Origin of the sequence: Streptomyces sp. NPDC092296 (assembly GCF_044755465.1) — a bacterium.
In the GTDB taxonomy this organism is placed as follows: domain Bacteria; phylum Actinomycetota; class Actinomycetes; order Streptomycetales; family Streptomycetaceae; genus Peterkaempfera.
Map to the genome: position 1 here is coordinate 57,993 of NZ_JBIVRB010000006.1, position 17,763 is coordinate 75,755.

Consider the following 17,763-nt stretch of genomic DNA (forward strand, 5'->3'; position numbering starts at 1 on the left):
GTCAGCGCAGTCCCCTTCGCCACCGCAGTCCCCTCCGCCACCGCACCCCACTTCGTCGTCCCAGCCCGCATCGCCGTCCCAGTCCACCTCGATGGCCCGCACCGGGCAGGCCACCACGGCCCGGCTCACCCGCTCGCGCTGCGAGTCGTCCGCGTACGGGGTGTACAGCAGGCTCTCCTGGCCACGGATGGTGAACACATCGGGGGCCAGGAAGGCGCACTGGGCGTAGCCCTGGCACCGGTTGAGGTCGACGGCAACTCTCATCGGGGCGGGACTCCTTCGCACCAGGGCCGGCGCGTGCACCGGCCGGCGGTCACCCCCCGCCCATCATGGAACGCCCGGCCCGGTTCCGCTCGCCCGCCGGTCATGCCCGCTCAGACGCCCCCGCCCCCGCCCGGCTGGACCACAGGGTTGCTCCGGACGGGGGCGGCAGCAGCGGAGAAGTGGATTGACGGCCAGTCAGTCATATTAGAGAATGACTTCACTATGAAGGACGTACATAAGTCAGACAGCGGACTGGCCCTCGACTCCGACGACACCCTCTACGACCCCCGGGTCAGGGAAGCCATGATCGAGTTCACCCTCGGCGGCGACACCCTCGCCCTGGAAGCCGCAGCCGCCGCCCGCTCGGCCTTCCACGCCGTCGAACGGCTCCGCACCCGGGGCGCCCAGAGCCACGGCCTGAGCGCGGGAGCACTCGACGTACTGACCCGCCTCGGCACCGCCGAACACGGGCTCAGCATCGGAGACCTGGCTCGGGCCGGCGGCGTGAGCTCCCGCAATGTCACCGGACTGGTCGACACCCTGGAGCGCGACGGACTGGCCCTGCGGGTGCCCGACTCCCACGACCGGCGGTCCGTACTGGCCCGGATCACCCCGGCCGGCCGGATCTGGCTGGAGTCCTTCCGGCAGCCGACCCAGCGCGCCATGGCGGCGATCTTCCAGGGCTTCACCCCCGCCGAGATGACCCAGCTGCGCCACCTCTGCCTGCGGCTGGTGGAGAACCAGCACCGGCTTGAGCAGCACCTCGGCCAGACCGAGGACCCGGCCGACCCCCACCACTGACCGGCGACCCGCCGACACTTCCCGCCGACACTTCCCGCCGGCACCGGACCGGGCTGCGCCGCCGCAGGCCGGGGGCGAAGGCTCTGAAGACGCTCAACTGAGGATTCGGCCGGTCCGATCATCGGGATACCGCTCCCGAGCGCAGCGTGATCGACCTGGAGGGGCGCATGAGGACAAGGGTGGCCGTTTCGGTGGTCGCGGTCATGGCGCTGCTCCCGGTCGCGGCCGGGTGCAGCGCCGGGAGCGGACGTACGGCGCAGCCGCCCTCGGCCGCGCCGGGCGCCCGCCGGTCCGCGCCCGCGCGGTCCACCGACGACGTCCGGGCCGGGCAGCGGGCCGCAGCCGCGCTGACCGGTGGCGGTCTGGTGTCCGGTACGGATGCCGTGGGGGCCGGGTCGGGAGCGCTGGACGGCATGGACCGGGACGAGACGATCGGCAAGGGCCGCAGGCTCGTCATCGAGGCCGCCTGCGTCGGCCGGGGCTCGATGACCGTCACCGCCAGCTCCGGCCGGGCCACCGCCCACCGGGTCGTCCCCTGCGGTGACACGCCGCAGCGGCGGTCCTTCACCTTCACCACGGCCGCCGCCCACCTCGACATCGAGCGGCGGGCCGGCCAGGGCGCGAGCGGCGGCGCCGCCTACCTGGTACGCGCGGCCGGATAGCGCGCCGGGCGGCGGCCGCCCCCGTCGCGCCGCCCCCGTCACGCAGCCCGGATCACGCCGCCCCCCTTCACGACCAGCGGACGAACAGGCCCCGGCCCGGGGCGGCCCACGCGGCACCCCGGGCCGGGGCCCGCGTGCGTCCGGCGCATCATGGGCCGACCTCCCGCCCGATCCGCTGCCTCCCCGGTGGTCCCCGGCGGCATCCCGCAACGACTTACGTTCAGCCGCGCAAGAATCTGATGACGGATCGCACTCAGGTGACAGAGCTGCGAAAATATGATGCAGGAACCTTGTGGAGCAGGGTCCGGCGGCCCTAATGTCACCTCACCTTCACCGCGCCCGCCGCACCTTGGGCGCCCGCGTGTGCCCGCACCCCCGAGAGAGACGAGCATCCGATGACACGGACCAGCACCGGAGTCGGCCCGAGACGACAGGCCGGCAGGTCGCCGAGGAGCGCCGCGGTGGCAGTCGCCGCAGTGACCGCGGCCGCCACCGGCCTCAGCGTCATGCTCGGCGGCACCGCCTTCGCCGGCTCGGGCGCGCAGGGCGCCGCCGCCACCGCCCCGGTCGTGACGCGCGCCGGCCTGGCCCCGTCGCTGGTCGCGGGCCGGGGCGCCAACGTCGACTTCGCCGAGCAGGAGGCGGAGAACGCCGCGACCAACGGCACGGTCATCGGCCCGGACCGCAGCGCGTACACGCTGCCCGCCGAGGCGTCCGGCCGCAAGGCGGTCAAGCTGACGCCCGGTCAGTACGTCGAGTTCACCCTGCCGCAGGCGGCCAACGCGATCACCGTGCGATACAGCATCCCGGACGCCCCGGGCGGCGGCGGCAGCACCGCGCCGCTCGATGTCACGGTGAACGGCAAGAGCCGCACCACCATGACCCTGACCTCGCAGTACGCCTGGCTGTACAACCAGTACCCGTTCTCCAACGACCCCAACGCCGGTCTGCTGCAGCCCGACTGGTGGATCACCGAGTGCTCCTGCGTGCCCAGCGCCACCACGCCGGCCCCGACGATCCCCAAGCCGTACCGCCCGAACCACTTCTACGACGAGCAGCGCCTGCTGCTGGGCCGCACCTACCACGCGGGCGACAAGGTGCGCCTGGCGGTCCCGGCCGGGAGCAAGGCGTCCTCGACGGTCATCGACCTGCTGGACTCGCAGCTCGTCGGCGCGCCGCACGTCAACCTGCTCGCGGCCGATGTGCTGGCGTTCGGCGCCGACCCGCTCGGCCGGCGTGACTCCGCCGACGCGTTCGACAAGGCCATCGCCTTCGCCAAGCGGACCCACCTCAAGGTCTACATCCCGCCGGGCACCTACCAGGTGAACCGGCACATCATCGTCGACAATGTGACGATCGAGGGCGCGGGCAACTGGTACACCGTCATCAAGGGCCACCAGGTCACCCTCAGCACCCCGGCCCCCGACGGCTCGGTGCACACCGGTGTCGGCTTCTACGGCAAGGACGCATCGGCGGGCGGCAGCAGCAACGTCCACCTGTCGGGTTTCGCGATCGAGGGCGACGTCCGCGAGCGGATCGACACCGACCAGGTGAACGGCATCGGCGGCTCGCTGAGCAACTCGACCATCGACGGCCTCTACATCCACCACACCAAGGTGGGCATGTGGTTCGACGGGCCGATGTCCCATCTGAAGATCACCAACAATGTGATCGCCGACCAGATCGCGGACGGCATCAACTTCCACACCGGCGTCACCGACTCGGTGGTGTCGAACAACTTCATCCGCAACACGGGTGACGACGCCCTCGCCATGTGGTCCGAGACGACCGAGGACGCCCGCGACACCTTCGACCACAACACGGTGCAGACACCGGTGCTCGCCAACGGCATCGCGATCTACGGCGGCACCGACAACACCGTCTCGGGCAACCTGGTGGCCGACCCGATCCGCGAGGGCAGCGCCATCCAGGTCGGCTCCCGCTTCGGCGCCGAGGCGTTCACCGGGCACCTGTGGATCACCGACAACACCACGGTGCGCGCCGGTACGTACGAGCTGAACTGGAACATCGGCCTCGGGGCCATCTGGTTCTACGCGCTGGAGAAGGACATCGACGCGGATGTCGAGGTGGTCGGGGACAACTTCCTCGACAACACCTACAACGCGATCATGCTGGTGGCCGACTTCCCGGTGAAGGACCTGTACTCGGTCAGCAACGTCCACTTCAAGAACATCAAGGTGGACGGTACCGGCACCTCGGTGCTCAGCGCCCGCGCGGCCGGCTCGGCGTCCTTCGAGAACGTGGACGCCCGCAACGTCGGCGCGGTCGGCGTCAACAACTGCGGGTCGTTCAACTTCACCGGCGCCGGCTCGGAGTTCACGGTGATCGACCGGGGCGGCAACGACGGGGGCGGCACCACCGGCCCCTGGCTCGCCCCCTGGGAGCTGCCGAACACCATCACCTGCGACGACCGCCCGCCGGTCGTGGCGCCGCCCGCGCCCGCCGCGTGGTGACGGCCCGCTAGCAGGCGGACCAGGAGACCGGGCTCTGGCCCCGCCGCAAAGGCGCGGGGCCAGAGCCCTCACCATCAGCGCCGCGATCGGCCCACCGGCCGACCCTGCCGCCGGGTCAGAACGGCGGCGTGTCGGCCAGCCGCATGGAGGCGACGGCGGCCGCGACCGTGTCCCGGTACAGGCCGAGCTTGGGCCTCAGCACGCGCGTGCCGCGCGCCAACGGGAAGTTGCGGGTCTCCGCGTTGGCCATGTGGTCGCCGTCGGCCAGCACGTTCAGCTCGTCGATCCCGGGGACGGTGCCCCTGGTCGCACCGCTCGGGTCCAGGTCGATCACCGCGTACGCGGTGTGCCCGGCGTGGACCGGGAAGGCCGGCGGGCCGCCGAGCCCGCTGGGCACCAGCGGCAGCACATTGTGGCTGTTGTCCCGGGCGGTGGAGCGGCCCAGGTCGACCCGCGGGTAGTAGCTGAGGCCGCAGGCGGCCTTCCCGTGGTTGCGCACCGCGATCACCCGCTGGCTGGGCGCGCCCGCCCGCCCGGTGACGGTGATCGACAGCTGCTGCGAGGAGCAGGGGTGCTGGTAGGCGTAGCTGTCACTGTCGGCGTTCCCACCGCCGGCGGCGGCGACCGCCGCTGTCGGTGTGGCGGCCGCCGCCGGGCTGGAGCCGGACGGGTATGCGGTGAGCGCGAGGACTGCGCCGGCCGTGACCAGGGTGGTCACGGCAAGCGAGTGGCGTACGGACATCGGCGTTCTCCCCGTGAGGTGCTGTGTCTGCTGACGCCGCTGAAGACGGGCACCGCCGCCGCCCGGTTGCCGGAAACGGCCACTGGGGTGGATCTGTTGCGAAAACCGGACATTTCCGATTCGCTCCGCTCATGAAAGCGGCCTGCCACCCCTCGCCCGCTACCCTCGCCCGCTACCCCTCGCCCGCTATCCCTCGGCCGAATCCTCCCCCGCCGCCCGGCGCCGCCGCGCCGCCTCGTAGCGGGCGAAGAAGTAGAGCGGCACCATGATGACCGGCACCGCGACCAGCGGACGCCAGTCGTCCGGCACCCAGCACAGCGCGACGGCGAACGGCAGCGCGACAAGGACGGCCTTGGGGACGAACCCGGGCCCCCACGCCTGCGCGAACACATTGCGCGGGAGCTCCCCGCCCTCTTCGCCGTCCGGAACCTGGTGGTCGTGCACAGCCCCTCCCGGGGTAGGTATGCCCATCTCGGAGCCCGGGTGGCCGCCCCCTCGAAGGGGGGTCGGCCACCCGGGCAGCCTAACTCAGCCGGAGTATCCGCCCGGCGGACCAGCCGCCGGACCATGCCGCCGCAGCGGGCCTACCAGGACCACCTCCCCCGGTGCCTGCCGTGCCCGCGGAACATGTTCCTGCCGACCAGCCCGGAGAAGAAGCCGCCGATGTAGCCCTTCTGGTAGGCGGCCGTCGCCCCGCGCCTGCTCGCATGGTGCCACCCGTTGTGCGAGACGCCGTAGTCCAGCAGACCGGCGGAGCCCCAGATCGCCGCGCCGGCCAGCATGCAGCCGAGGCCGCCGGTGCCCGCGCACATGCCGAGCATCAGCGCGCCCGCCCCGACCATGATGCCGACGTGCGCGGCGCCCTTGAGCAGCTTCTTCCAGTGCCACCTGCCGTCCAGGTCGAAGCAGGTGATCGGGTCGGCGGTGCAGTACTCGTACGCGTTGGCGTTGCCGCCGGCGACCGGGTCGACGGAGAGGAAGCGCCCGTTGGCGGGGTCGTACAGCCGGACACCCATCAGGGTGAGGCCGCTCGGGGTCTCCGCCGAGCGCTGCTTGCCGCCCAGCCAGCCGTAGCGGGCGGCGGACTGGCCCGCCCGGGGGCTGCCGTACTCGTCGAAGTCGAGGACGGTCGGGGCGACGGAGGTGTCGGCCGGGAGCTGCAGGGCGATGTCGCCGTGCAGATTGGCGAGTTGGAGGACGACGCCGCCGGACTTGGCGGTCACCGCGGCGAGGTCGCCGTCGACGCCGCCGACATTGCGGGTGACGGTGCCGGCTGCGGTGTCCTCGACGATCCAGCGGGGGTTGTCGGAGTCGGTGTCGTAGTGGTTGAGCCGGGACGCGGTCTGGGTCCAGGTGCTGCCGCTGCCGCTCTCGGCGGTCCAGCCGCGGAACCGCAGCTTGGAGTCGAGGGTCCAGGTCTGGCGCTGGCTGCCGGCGGTCTGCTGGCGGACCAGGTCATTGGTGTAGTAGGCGAGGGTCGAGCCCGGCAGCGCGCTGGTGCGCCCGAAGGCGTCGTAGCTGTAGCCGGTGTTCACCAGGCGGTCGGCGCTGTCGTACGTGTTGGTGACGGTGGTGCCGCCGCTGGTGGCGCAGTCCAGGCCGACCTGCGCGGTGGCGGTGGCCAGGGTCTTGCGGTTGGTGTTCTTGTCGAAGGTGTAGGTGCGGGTGGTGCACACCGCGTCGGGGGTGGTGTCCTGCACCTGGGTCAGGCGGCCGGCGCCGTCGTAGCGGTAGGACTGGGACGCGGTCACCCCCGGGGTGCCGGTGTGGGTGGCCCACTGGCCGTGGACGGTGGCGGTGATGCTGTCGGAGAGCAGCACCGTGCCGTCGGAGGTCCGGGTGTAGGTGCGGCCGGTCGCGGTGCCGGCCGGGTCCAGCTGCTCGGCCATGGTGTAGCCGCCGGGCAGCGTCTGGGTGACGAGCTTGCCGTCGGCGTCGTAGCGGGCGGTGAACGTGCCGGCCACCGAGTCGGTGGTCGAGGTGGCCAGCCCGCGCGGGTCGACGGCGGTGTCATAGCTGTACGTGGTGGTGGACGGCACGCTGTCGGCGGTCCTGGTGGGCCGGTCCAGCGCGTCGTACTGGGTGGTGGTGACGCCGCCGTCTGCGTCGGTGTAGGAGATCAGGCGCCCGAGCTTGTCGTACGCCCTGGTGAGAGTGCCGCCCGCGGTGGAGGTCTCCTTGACCGCCTGCCCGCCCGCCGGGTCGTACGAGGTGGTGACGGCGGGCACGGCCGTGCCGAGGCCGCCGCTGACGGTGACGGTGGTCAGCCGGCCCGCGCCGTCATGGGCGCTGGTGGTGGTCCGGGTGGTGCTGCCCGAGGTCTCGGTGACCGTCGACTCGCTGCCCCACAGGTCGTACTGGGTAATCTTGGTGGGCAGCTGGGCGGGGTTGGAGCCGCCGCCGGTGACGGCCGCGGCCGGACCGGTCTGGCAGACCGCGTCGGCCCACTCGGGCCGCCCGCCGCAGGCACCGGTGCCGTCACCGGTGTAGTAGCTGGTCACGGTGGTGCCGGCGTCGGCACCGTTGGAGGCGGGCAGGCTGCTCTTGGTGACCCGGCCCTGGCTGTCGTACGCGGTGACGGTGGCCAGTGCCAGACCGCCGCTGTCCTTGACCGTCCGGGTCGGCATGCCCAGCGCCCAGTCGTAGACGGTCTGGGTCTGCCGGGTGTCGACGAGCAGGTCCGGCCAGGAGCGCGGCTGTGCGCCCTCGGTCAGCAGCGTGACCTGGTTCCGCACCGTGGCGCTACCGTCCGAGGGCCGCCCCTCGTCGTACTTCTTGACGGTGTGCCGGCGGGCGGTGATCTGGGTGCCGGCCGCGGCCAGCGTGGTGCTGCCGCTCTTGGCGGCGGCCTCCAGGGTGATCTGGTGCAGCGGCCCGTAGCTGTCGGTCTCGCGCAGCCCGTCGTCGCTGTAGACGCTGGTGCTGGAGAGCAGCTGCGCCCGCTCGCCGGTGGACAGGGCGTTGATGCCCAGCGCGGTGAGCTGCGCCTTCTGGTCGGGGGTGCTGCCCAGCGCGAGTTCGCGGTCGGCGGCGGTCAGGGTCCGTACCGAGTTGCCGAAGCGGTCGTACTCGGTGACCGAGATCCGGTGCCCGGGAGTGGCCGTGTCGACCTCGCGGCCGGAGGCGTCGAGGTAGTGCAGGGTGGCCCGGGTGTAGCCGCCGGCCGCCAGCGCGGTGCCGGTGTTGGACGCCGGGACCTGGTCGGCGGGGAAGACGGCGGTGGCGTCGGTGGGCAGGTCGGTCTGGCCCCAGGTGGCCGCCTTGCCGGCGCTGAGGTCCTCGGGAGCGGCGGAGCCGCTGAGCGGCACGCCGTAGACGACGGTGGTGGTGGCGGTGCCGTTGGTCTGGTCGGCGCTGCCGGGGGTGAGCGTGGACCGGGACGCCTTGAGCAGCATGCCGTCGCCGGTGGCGGGACCGCTGCCGGCCTGGCCGTAGCTGAAGGTCCACGGCAGCTGACCGGGCGGGGTCTGGGTGGTGACGCGGCCCGCGCTGTCGTACGCGTACGTGGTCTTCAGCGCCGGGCTGATCCGTGGGTCCCAGCTCTCGCGCAGTCGGCCCTGGTCGTCGTAGGTGTACTGGGCGACGGCGGTCGCGGTGGCGGCGGTGGCGCCGGGGGCGGTGGCCCACAGCCTGATCTGGGAGACCTGCCCGGCGTAGTCGCCGAAGACGGCGGCGGTGCCGGTGGTGGCGGTCGGGTAGCTGAACTCCAGGACCCGGCAGCCCTTGGTGGCCGGGGCGGCCTCGCAGGCGGCCAGGGTGGTGGCGCTGGTGGAGGCGATGATCCGCTTGGGGCGGGCCACCGTTTTGCCGCCCGTGGTGACGGACTCGGAGACGACCTTGGTGGTGGAGTTGGCCAGGCCGTCCAGCAGCGAGCTGGACACCGTCCAGGTCGTGGCGGCGGAGCCGACCTTGGAGAAGGTGGTCACCGTCCCGCTGGTGTCGGAGAGCGTGAAGTCACCCGAGGTGAACGACCCGGTGAGGGTCAGCTCCTCCGAGCCCGGCTCCGGGACCCAGCCGGTCTTGGCGGCGTTGGAGGTGAAGGTGATGGTGTCGCCGTCGACCGTGGCGACATCCAGCGAGGTGGCCGAGGTCTTGCGGATCTCGGTGTAGTCCGAGTCGGTGGCCTCGGCGACCGTGCCGGAGGTCCACTCCTTGCCGAAGATCGGCACCTGGCCCTCCTGGGCCGCGGCGGCGCGCGGCGAGCGGGAGGAGGCGGTGCGAGTCACCGACATGCCGAAGAACGAGGCGTCGGTGGCGGAGAGGGTGTAGTCGCCGGTGAGCAGGTTCACCGAGCCGGGGCCGACCTTCTCGCTCGCGGCGCCGGAGGCGGCGCGGTCCACCACGACGCTGACCGCCTCGGAGGAGGTCGCCGCGTTGCCGGGGCCGGTGAAGTCGGCGCGCAGCTGCACGGTGCCGTCGGGGTCGACGGTGGAGGTGGCGTTCCAGGCCAGGGCGGGGCTCTTGCCCGAGGTGAGAGCGACCGGCCAGGAGGTCAGCGCCTGTCCGGCGTTGCTGACATGGCCGGGTGGGACGGTGGTCCAGGTGTCCGCGTCGCCGCGCCGCCAGGAGAAGGAGACGGCGTTGTACTTGGCGCCGTCGGCCTCGGCCGCCAGCGGGACCCGGGCGGCGGTGCGGGTGCCGTCGTCGGGCAGCGTGACGCCGCCCGGACCGACGTGGAAGGTGTAGGAGAGCGCCTCGGACTTGTTCTCCGCCTTGTCGGTGGCCCGGACCTGGAGGGTGTTGGTGCCCGCCTTGGCCGGGGTGACGGAGAAGGTCACCGGGGAGGTGGTGCCGCCGGTGGCGACCTTGGTCCAGGTGGTGCCGTCCAGCGACCACTCGATGCCGTTCTGGTCACCGCTGGGCGGGGTCACCGTGAACTTGCCCGCCTGGCCGGCGCCCTTGACCCAACTGCTGCTGGGGTAGTCGGTGGAGGTCACCGAGGTCGGCGCGGAGGGGGCGGCGGTGTCGACGGTGAAGATGGCGTACGCGGACCAGCCGGTGTTGTAGCTGGTGCCGTCGTACGGGCTGGTACGGAACTTGTAGGTCTTGCCGTTGGTCAGCAGCCCGGCCGGCACGGTCACCGAGGCGGGCTGGCCGCTGGGCACGAACGGGGAGACCAGGACATTGCCGACCTGGGTGCCGGTGGCGTTGTCGAAGATCTGGAAGGTGCCGTCGACCTTGTCGTTGTTGGCGTCGGTGAAGGTGTCCCGCAGCGTCGGCGTGGTCGTGTTGACGTACCAGACGCCGTCGGTGCCCTTGAGGAACGGCGGTCCGGCCTGCTGGTCGGTGCCGGTCTTCGGCCGGTAGTTGTAGGTCACCGTCAGCTTCGGCGGGTTCTTCGCGTTGTTCGCGGAGTTCACCCGCTTCCACGACAGGCTGTCCGCCTCGCTGGTCGCCCGCAGGCCCATGTTCGAGGTGGCGTTCTTCGCCGACGCCCAGGTCTGCACCAGGGTGGTGACGTCCGCGTTGATCCACCCGGCCGGGGCCGAGGTGCACGCCGAGTTGCCCCGGGTCTCGGTGGAGGTGGCGTACTTGGCGTTCCAGGCGGGCTGCGAGGCCGTGGGCCACCGCGAAGCCGTCGACGGCTTGCCGGAGTCCCAGACCTCCCAGGAGTACGGCTTGCAGTCCGTGTTGCCGGAGTGGAAGTCCCACAGCGACAGCTTGGCGTCGCTGACCAGCGCGTCCGAGATCGGCGCGGTGTTCCAGACGATGAAGGAGCGGGCGGTGCGCGGCGTGCCGTCCGAGTTCTTGGTCCCCGGGTTGCCCAGGTCCAACTCGGTGTCGGCCGACCAGTCGACCGTCTCGCCCTGCTGCACATAGGTGTCGAAGACATTGCCCAGCGCGGCCGTCGAGGGGTCCACCGTCACCGGGTACGCGGTCGCCGGGTCGGCCAGGAAGTCCGCGTCCGGGGTGAAGACCAGGTCGATGCCGGAGCCGTGCTGCACCACCTTCAGCCCGACCCGGGCCCGGTGGGTGTGCTCGCCCGAGACCGGGTCGGTGGTGGCGTCCCACATCACCGGCGCGGGCATCACCGCCCGCCGCTTGCCCGTCCGGGCGTCGCTGAACAGCACGCTGCCGTCGTCCTGCTGGACGGCCTTCAGGCCCCGCGCCCGCAGCGGCATCGTGTAGGCGTAGCCGTCCGCGCCGGGGCGCTGCTTGATCGTGACGTACTGCTCGAAGCCGGTACGGGTGGCCTCCACCACCACGTCCGCGCCCGGCACCGCGTCCCGGTAGGTCGCCCTCGGCCCGTCCAGCACCGGCGTGGGCAGGCCGCCCTTCCACTGGAGGGCCACCTGCTCGCCGCCCTCGCCCAGCGTCACCAGCGTCCGGGCCGCCGCCCGGCCCGCCTCGGCCAGCGACTTCGGCCTGGTGCCGCCGGCGCCGCCCAGGACCAGCCCCTCCGGGTGCGCGTGGGGTGCCACCGAGCCGTCCGGCTGCGCCGTCAGGTCCAGGTCGACGTCCGTCCACTGCCCGTCGCGCTGGAACCGCACCGGCCCTGCCGACAGCTCCGTGGTCAGCGACCCGTCCGGGTTCACCCAGGTGGTGGATGTCTCCGTGCGCTCGGCCAGCGCTTCCACCCGCTTGCCGGACAGCCGGGCCGCCACCCGCGCCGACGCGAGATCGGCCGCCTGCGTCGCGGCCGGTGCCGCCGGCCGGGCCGCCGCTTCGGCCGCCGCCGGCTTCGCGGTCTCGCCGGCCGTCCGAGCGGTGGTCCCGGTGGCCCCGGCGGCCCAGGCCGTCTCGCTGCCCGCGAGCAGAGAGGCCGTCAGAGCCAGTACCAGGGAACCGGCCAACGGAATCCGTCCGCGCAATCCGCGGGACGGGGATATGTGCTGATGCACGCTCACCTCCGACTTTTCTTATGGAGCGGAGCGGAGCATAGGGCCGGAACATGTCAACAAGGTTGACCACAAACAGCATGCGAAGTGGATAATTCAGCAGCGGTCTTCACCGCGCGACAAGGATCGTAATCAAACCGTTGTCATATTCGGGGGATCTTCACTTGCCCAAGGGTTGACCGAAATGGTTCTTGCTGTTGACCCTCGGGGAACTCCATGTGGGGCGGCTCGCTCCGGTTCTGCGTCGGGCGTCGCGGCGGCACCGGTCCGGGAAAGTCATCCGTATGCGCAGCATCCGTCCGCTGTGCGGCGTGCCGCAGTCGGGATCGACGGCGTTCGGCAGGGGCCGTTTCGGGGGGAGCGGCCGGGGCCCGCCCTTGCCGCCCGGACCCGCGCTGGCCGAAAAGTGCCGACGGTACGCGCTCTCCCGCGCCGCCCCGGTCGGCCCGGCCGCTGCCGGTGGTGCGGCCGGTCGGCCGCTACCGTGGACCGGGCCACCGCCGACCGCGCGGTGCCGAGCGGAAGGACAGCGCCGTGACCGCAGCCGGTCAGCAGCTCCACGGGTCGGCCCTGCCGGAACTGACCTGGAGCCGCTTCCCGCAGCAGTGGACGCTCGACGTGCCCGCGCTGGCCCTGGTGGTGCTGGCGGCCGGGCTGTACGCCTGGGGCGTCCTGCGGCTGCGGCGGCGCGGCGAGTCCTGGTCGGCCGCCCGTACGGCGGTCTTCGCCCTGCTGGGCCTCGGCACCGTGGTGTTCGCGACGATGTCGGCGCTGGCCGTCTACGACCGGGTGCTCTTCTGGCCCGCCGCCGTCCAGAACATCCTGCTCGACCTGGTCGCCCCGCTCGGCCTGGCCCTCGGCGACCCGCTCTCCCTCGCCTGCCGGGCACTGCCGGCCCGCTCCGCCGCCCGGCTGCGCACCGCCGCCACCGGCCGCCTGCTGCGGCTGCTCACCTTCCCGCTGGTCAGCTCGGTGCTGGTGCTGCTGTCCGAGCTGTGCGTCTACTTCACCCCGTACTTCGAGACGGCGCTGCGCCACGACGCGCTGCACCAGCTGATGTACCTCCACCTGCTGCTGGCCGGCAGCCTGTTCGTCCTGCCGCTGCTCACCCGGGAGGAACTGCTGCCCCGCTGGTGCAGCCATCCGGTGCGGGCGGCCCTGGTCTTCCTCGACGGGCTGATCGACGCCCTGCCGGGCATCGTGGTGATGACCAGCGGCACCCTGATCGCGGGCACCTGGTACGCCCAGCACGCACCGGCCTGGGCGCCCGCCCCGCACCGCGACCAGCAGCTCGGCGGCGGTGCCATGCTCACCATCGCGGAGCTGGTCGGGCTGCCCTTCATCCTCACCGTGTTCCTCCAGTGGGCCCGCACCGAGCGCGCCAGGACGGCCGAACTCGACCGCCGACTGGACGGCGAGCTGGTCCCGGTCGCCCCGCAGCCGGCCGCACCCACCGCCGAGCAGCCGGCCCCGGCGGAACTCGTCCGGCCGTGGTGGGAGACGGACACCGGCGCCATCGGGGAGCGGATGCGCCGCCGGACCCCGGCGGAGTAGCGGCCCCGGGCGCGACGAGCCGCAGACCGTGGCCGCCGTTGCCCGGTCCTCCCCGAACGGCAGGCCGGGCTGCGCGCCGGAACCGTTGCAGGAAGTCGGCCATGGCGTCCAGGTCACGGGCGAAGACGGTCGGTGCGGTCTCGTCCGCCACGGCCGACCGCTTCGGGGCCTCGCTGCGGAGCCGGTCGGCCAGGCTCCGCGGGTCGTCCGCCCCGGCGGCGCCGCCCTTGTCGGCCGCCTGCGAGACGTGGCCGTCGAGCCCCGGCCCGCAGGCGGCCGCCGGTTCGGCCGAACCGCCGCAACCCCCTGCGGCCGGCACCGCCGCTCCGTATCACCCGCACGCACGGCCTCCCACCGTCGCACCGGTCCTCCGCAACCTGCCCGGCACCCGCTGCCGCTCCCCGCTGCCGGATCGTTACTGTGGTGCCGTGACCTCAGCAGAGCCGGGTGCCGACGCACTGGACCGCCGCATCATCGCCGCACTGCAGATCGACGGCCGGGCCTCCTGGCGGAAGATCGCCTCGGTGCTGGGCGAGCCGGAGCGTACGGTGGCCCGCCGCGCGGTGCGCCTGCTGGAGGGCGGCATGGTGAGCGTGGTCGGCCTGGTCGCCCGGGGGGACACCGTGCTGCTGCGGCTGAACTGCCGGCCCGGCACGGTGCGGGACGCGGCCGTGGCGGCGGCGCGGTGGCCCGACACCGTCTTCAGCTATGTGCTCGCCGGCCCGGCGGACTGCGTCGTCGAGGTGCAGTGCCCGCCCGACCAGCTGGCCAGGTTCATGCTGGAGGAGGTGCCGTCGCTGCCCGGCCTGGTCTCCCAGCACGCCTCCCCGGTGCTGCGCTACTACCGCACCGTGCACGACTGGCACCCCGCCATCCTGGAGCCGGCCCAGCAGGCGGCACTGGCCCGCTTCCCCTCGTCCGACTCCACGGTGGACGTCCCGGACGTCGAACTGGGGCCGGAGGAGTGGCGCATCCTCCAGGCGCTCTCCGAGGACGGTCGGCGCACCCACGAGGAGCTGGCCGCGATCGCCGGGGTCTCCGAGGCGACCGCCCGCCGCCGGGTGGAGGCCCTCTCCCGCTGCGGGATGCTCAGCATCCGGGCGGCGGTGGAGCCGGCCCTGCTCGGGCTGCCCGTGGAGGCGCTGCTGTGGATCCGCACCCGGCCCGACGAGGTGGACGAGGTCGGGCGGCTGCTCACCCGGTCGCCGCTGGTCCGCTACGCGGCGGTGGTGATGGGGGAGTACCAGCTGCTGGTCGACGTCACCCAGCCGTCCAAGCAGGCGCTGTACGAGTTCCTCACCACCGAGCCCTGGGTGAGCCGGGTGGAGGCGGTGCAGTCGCACCTGGTGGTCGAGTCGCTGAAGCGCAGCGGTACGCCGACCCCGCTGCTGCGCTCGGTGCTGGCGGCGGAGCAGCGGGGTGGGCGTACGGCAGTCGGGGCCTGAGCCGTCGTACGCCGAGCGGTCCGGCGGGCCCGGCTCAGGCGGCGGCGTGCGCGGCCCGGAAGCGGTGGTGCAGCGCGGCCAGCTCCTGGCCGACGGCCGCCGCGACCCGGCCGGTGAAGCCCGCCGGGTCCCGGTCGGCCGGGACGGGTTCGGCCAGGACGCGGTGCACGGTGCCGTCCCGTAGCAGGTCGGCGGCGCCGATGTGCTGCTCGCGGGCCAGCTCGGCGGCGCGCCCGGTGGTGCGGTGCATGAGCGCGGAGGCGCCCTCGGGCGGTAGCGGGGAGAGCCAGGCGTGCTCCGCCGCCAGCGTGCGGTCGGCGGGCAGCAGGGCCAGCGCCGCGCCGCCGCAGCCCTGGCCGAGCAGCAGGCTCAGCCTGGGCACCGTGAGCCGGGACAGGTCGGCCAGGCAGCGGGCGATCTCCCCGGCGAGGGCGCCCTCCTCGGCGTCGGGGGAGAGCCGCGCGCCGGGCGTGTCGACCACGGTCAGCAGCGGCAACCGGAACTCCTCGGCGAGCCGCATCCCGCGCCGCGCGGTACGCAGCCCCGCCGGGCCGACCGGCCGGGCGGCCCGGCGGTCCTGGCCGACCACGACGCAGGGCGCGCCGCCGATCCGGGCCAGCGCCAGCCGTACCGCGTCCTCCCGCTCCCCGGCTCCGGTGCCGCCGAGCGGCACCACGGCGTCGGCGGCGGCCAGCAGCTCCGCCAGACCGGGGCGGCCCGGGGTGCGGGTCAGCCCGACGGAGCGCCAGACGTCCCCGGCCGGTGCCGGTTCCGGCCGCCGGCCAGGGTGCGGGTGGGGGCCAGGGTGAGGGTGGGGGCCGGGGTGGCTGCGCGGCCGGGGCGAGCCGTCCAGGATGTCCAGGGTGGTGATGAGCGCGCCGCGTAGCCGCCCGGTGGGCAGCACGGCGTCCACGATGCCGCACCGCTCCAGGTGCTCGGCCTGCTGCACCCCGGCGGGGAAGGGCTCGCCGTGCAGCGCCTCGTACACCCGGGGGCCGAGGAAGCCGACCAGGGCGCCCGGTTCGGCGCTGGTCAGCTGCCCCAGCGAACCCCAGGAGGCGAGGACGCCACCGGTGGTGGGGTGGCGCAGATGGACCAGGTACGGCAGCCGGGCGGCCCGGTGCGCGGCCAGCGCGGCGGCGATGTCGGCCATCCGGACGAACGCCGGGGTGCCCTCCTGCATCCGGGTGCCGCCGGAGACGGGCGCGGCGAGCAGCGGCAGCCGCTCGGCGGTGGCCCGGCGGACGGCGTGCACGATCCGCTCGGCGGCGGTGGCGCCGATCGAGCCGGCCAGGAAGCCGAACTCGCCCAGCAGCAGCGCGACCCGGCGGCCCGCGATCCGGCCCTCGCCGGTGAGCACCGACTCATCGGCGCCGCTGCGCTCCCGGGCCCGGCGCAGCGTCCCGCCGTACGGGCCGGGGACCTCCGGGGCCGGGGCGTCCCAGCTGCGGTGGCTGCCGGGGTCCAGGACGGCGTCGGCCAGGCGCAGGGCGGCGGGGCGCGGCGTCACGGCCGGGCTCCGGTCAGCAGACCGGGCCGGGTCTCGGCGCCGTCGTCGGCGTGGTCGGCTGCGGCCTCCGCGCTGTCGGCGCTGTCGGCGCTGTCGGTGGTGCCGGTGGTGTCGGTGGTGTCGGCGTCGGTGGCGTCCAGCCAGGCGCGGACCGAGGCATTGTGCTGGCCGAGGGTGGGCGGGGCGTCGTGCCGGGTGCGGCCGCCGCCGTCGAAGGACCAGGGCAGGCCGGGCAGGCTGACGGTGCCGAGCGTGGGGTGCTCCACGTCCACCACCAGGCCCTGCTGCCGGGTCTGCTCCCAGGCGTAGACCTCGTCGATGCCGCGGACCCGGCCGGCGGGCACGCCCGCCGCGTCGAGCCGGCGCAGCCAGGTCTCGGCGGTGTCCCGGGCGAAGACGGCCTCCAGCTCGGCGGCCAGCTCGGTACGGCGCCGGACGCGGTCGGCGTTGGTGGCGTAGCGGGGGTCGTCGGGGTCGAGCCCGGCCACGTCCGCGACGGCCCGCCACAGCGACTCGCTGCCCGCGGCCAGCTGGAGGTCGCCGTCGGCGCAGTGGAACAGCCCGTACGGGGCGATGGAGGGGTGCTGGTTGCCGGTGGCGCGCGGGACCTGGCCGGCCACGGTCCAGCGGGTGCCCTGGAAGCTGTGCACGCCGATCATCGAGGAGAGCAGCGAGGTCCTGACGACCCGGCCGCGCCCGGTGGTCCGGCGCTCCAGCAGGGCCGCCAGCACGCCGGAGACGCCGAAGATGCCGGCCAGCAGGTCGGCTATCGGCGTGCCGACCTTGGCGGGGGAGCCGGGCTCCCCGGTGAGGCTCATCAGCCCGGCCTCGCCCTGGGCGATCTGGTCGTATCCGGCGCGGCCGCCCTCGGGGCCGTCGTGGCCGAAGCCGCTGATGGACAGCACGACCAGCGCCGGGTTGAGGGCGTGCAGCCGCTCCACCGGGAAGCCCAGCCGGTCCAGGACGCCCGGCCGGAAGTTCTCGATCAGCACATCGGCGCGGCGGACCAGCCGGGTGACCAGCTCGCGGCCCTCCTCGGACTTGAGGTCCGCGGTGACCGACTCCTTGTTGCGGTTGCAGGCCAGGAAGTACGTGGACTCGGGGGCGTCCTCGGGGCCGACGAACGGCGGTCCCCAGCCCCGGGTGTCGTCGCCCCGCCCCGGCGCCTCGATCTTGATCACCCTGGCGCCCAGGTCACCGAGCATCATGCCCGCGTGCGGGCCGGCCAGGGCACGGGAGAGGTCGAGCACCAGGTGGCCGGCGAGCGGCCCGTCGAGGTGCGGGGTGCGGTCGTTCATGACACTCCACAGATCCATTGCGACACGGCAGTGTGACTGAAACGGTCACCATGCAAGCATGCGTGGCCATATTCGTCTAGAGCAAGTCATCGAGGTGTATCTTCCTTCGCCAGAGGGTGGCCTGGGTGGCATCGGGGCATGGCAGGCCGAGGATCAAGCGGACCAGAAACGTCA

Annotated in this window: 10 protein-coding genes and 1 pseudogene; 5 read left to right on the forward strand and 6 right to left on the reverse strand. The window is 73.4% G+C overall.

Going from position 1 to position 17,763, the window contains the following annotated elements:
- Positions 1–81: 81 nt before the first annotated feature.
- Positions 82–264, reverse strand: a pseudogene (locus ACIQGZ_RS16690) (ferredoxin); the annotation flags it as partial.
- A gap of 222 nt (positions 265–486) precedes the next feature.
- On the opposite strand from ACIQGZ_RS16690, the gene ACIQGZ_RS16695 reads away from it, so the two are divergent.
- The 3 genes from ACIQGZ_RS16695 (at position 487) to ACIQGZ_RS16705 (ending at position 4,201) form a co-directional block, all read left to right on the forward strand.
- The gene (locus tag ACIQGZ_RS16695; protein WP_402602481.1) at positions 487–1,065 is read left to right on the forward strand and encodes a MarR family winged helix-turn-helix transcriptional regulator; all 579 of its coding nucleotides are present in this window, start codon (positions 487–489) and stop codon (positions 1,063–1,065) included.
- Between the two features lie 167 nt (positions 1,066–1,232).
- Positions 1,233–1,727, forward strand: coding sequence for a hypothetical protein (locus ACIQGZ_RS16700; protein ID WP_402602482.1), 495 nt, complete (start codon positions 1,233–1,235; stop codon positions 1,725–1,727).
- A 506-nt stretch (positions 1,728–2,233) separates the two neighbouring features.
- Positions 2,234–4,201 (forward strand): glycosyl hydrolase family 28-related protein, encoded by a 1,968-nt coding sequence (locus ACIQGZ_RS16705; protein ID WP_402602819.1) that lies wholly within the window; start codon positions 2,234–2,236, stop codon positions 4,199–4,201.
- Positions 4,202–4,316: 115 nt separating this feature from the next.
- On the opposite strand, the gene ACIQGZ_RS16710 is transcribed toward ACIQGZ_RS16705, so the two are convergent.
- From ACIQGZ_RS16710 to ACIQGZ_RS16720, 3 genes are all read right to left on the reverse strand, one after another.
- A complete protein-coding gene (locus ACIQGZ_RS16710; protein WP_402602483.1) occupies positions 4,317–4,943 on the reverse strand; it encodes a DUF4232 domain-containing protein in 627 nt (208 codons plus the stop codon).
- 186 nt (positions 4,944–5,129) lie between these two features.
- Positions 5,130–5,387 (reverse strand): hypothetical protein, encoded by a 258-nt coding sequence (locus tag ACIQGZ_RS16715; RefSeq protein WP_402602484.1) that lies wholly within the window; start codon positions 5,385–5,387, stop codon positions 5,130–5,132.
- Positions 5,388–5,527: 140 nt separating this feature from the next.
- Positions 5,528–11,737, reverse strand: a complete 6,210-nt coding sequence (locus ACIQGZ_RS16720) for a DNRLRE domain-containing protein (RefSeq protein ID WP_402602485.1) — start codon at positions 11,735–11,737, stop codon at positions 5,528–5,530.
- A gap of 579 nt (positions 11,738–12,316) precedes the next feature.
- Between ACIQGZ_RS16720 and ACIQGZ_RS16725 the strand changes: the two genes are divergently transcribed.
- Together ACIQGZ_RS16725 and ACIQGZ_RS16730 are read left to right on the forward strand one after the other, a co-directional pair.
- A complete protein-coding gene (locus tag ACIQGZ_RS16725; RefSeq protein WP_402602487.1) occupies positions 12,317–13,336 on the forward strand; it encodes a cytochrome c oxidase assembly protein in 1,020 nt (339 codons plus the stop codon).
- Between the two features lie 428 nt (positions 13,337–13,764).
- Positions 13,765–14,781 (forward strand): Lrp/AsnC family transcriptional regulator, encoded by a 1,017-nt coding sequence (locus tag ACIQGZ_RS16730; RefSeq protein WP_402602489.1) that lies wholly within the window; start codon positions 13,765–13,767, stop codon positions 14,779–14,781.
- 34 nt (positions 14,782–14,815) lie between these two features.
- Here the strand turns inward: ACIQGZ_RS16730 and ACIQGZ_RS16735 are convergent, their stop codons facing one another.
- A complete protein-coding gene (locus ACIQGZ_RS16735) occupies positions 14,816–16,291 on the reverse strand; it encodes a carboxyl transferase domain-containing protein (protein ID WP_402602491.1) in 1,476 nt (491 codons plus the stop codon).
- Entirely contained in the window at positions 16,288–17,589 is a 1,302-nt protein-coding gene (locus ACIQGZ_RS16740) for a CaiB/BaiF CoA transferase family protein (protein WP_402602493.1), read from the reverse strand. Before ACIQGZ_RS16740 ends, ACIQGZ_RS16735 begins: the two co-directional genes overlap by 4 nt.
- Positions 17,590–17,763: the final 174 nt, after the last annotated feature.

Coding starts and splice junctions, on each gene's coding strand:
- ACIQGZ_RS16740 (WP_402602493.1), bottom strand. CDS start 17,589: ATGAACGACCGCACCCCGCACCTCGACGGGCCGCTCGCCGGCCACCTG.
- ACIQGZ_RS16710 (WP_402602483.1), bottom strand. CDS start 4,943: ATGTCCGTACGCCACTCGCTTGCCGTGACCACCCTGGTCACGGCCGGC.
- ACIQGZ_RS16700 (WP_402602482.1), top strand. CDS start 1,233: ATGAGGACAAGGGTGGCCGTTTCGGTGGTCGCGGTCATGGCGCTGCTC.
- ACIQGZ_RS16705 (WP_402602819.1), top strand. CDS start 2,234: ATGCTCGGCGGCACCGCCTTCGCCGGCTCGGGCGCGCAGGGCGCCGCC.
- ACIQGZ_RS16695 (WP_402602481.1), top strand. CDS start 487: ATGAAGGACGTACATAAGTCAGACAGCGGACTGGCCCTCGACTCCGAC.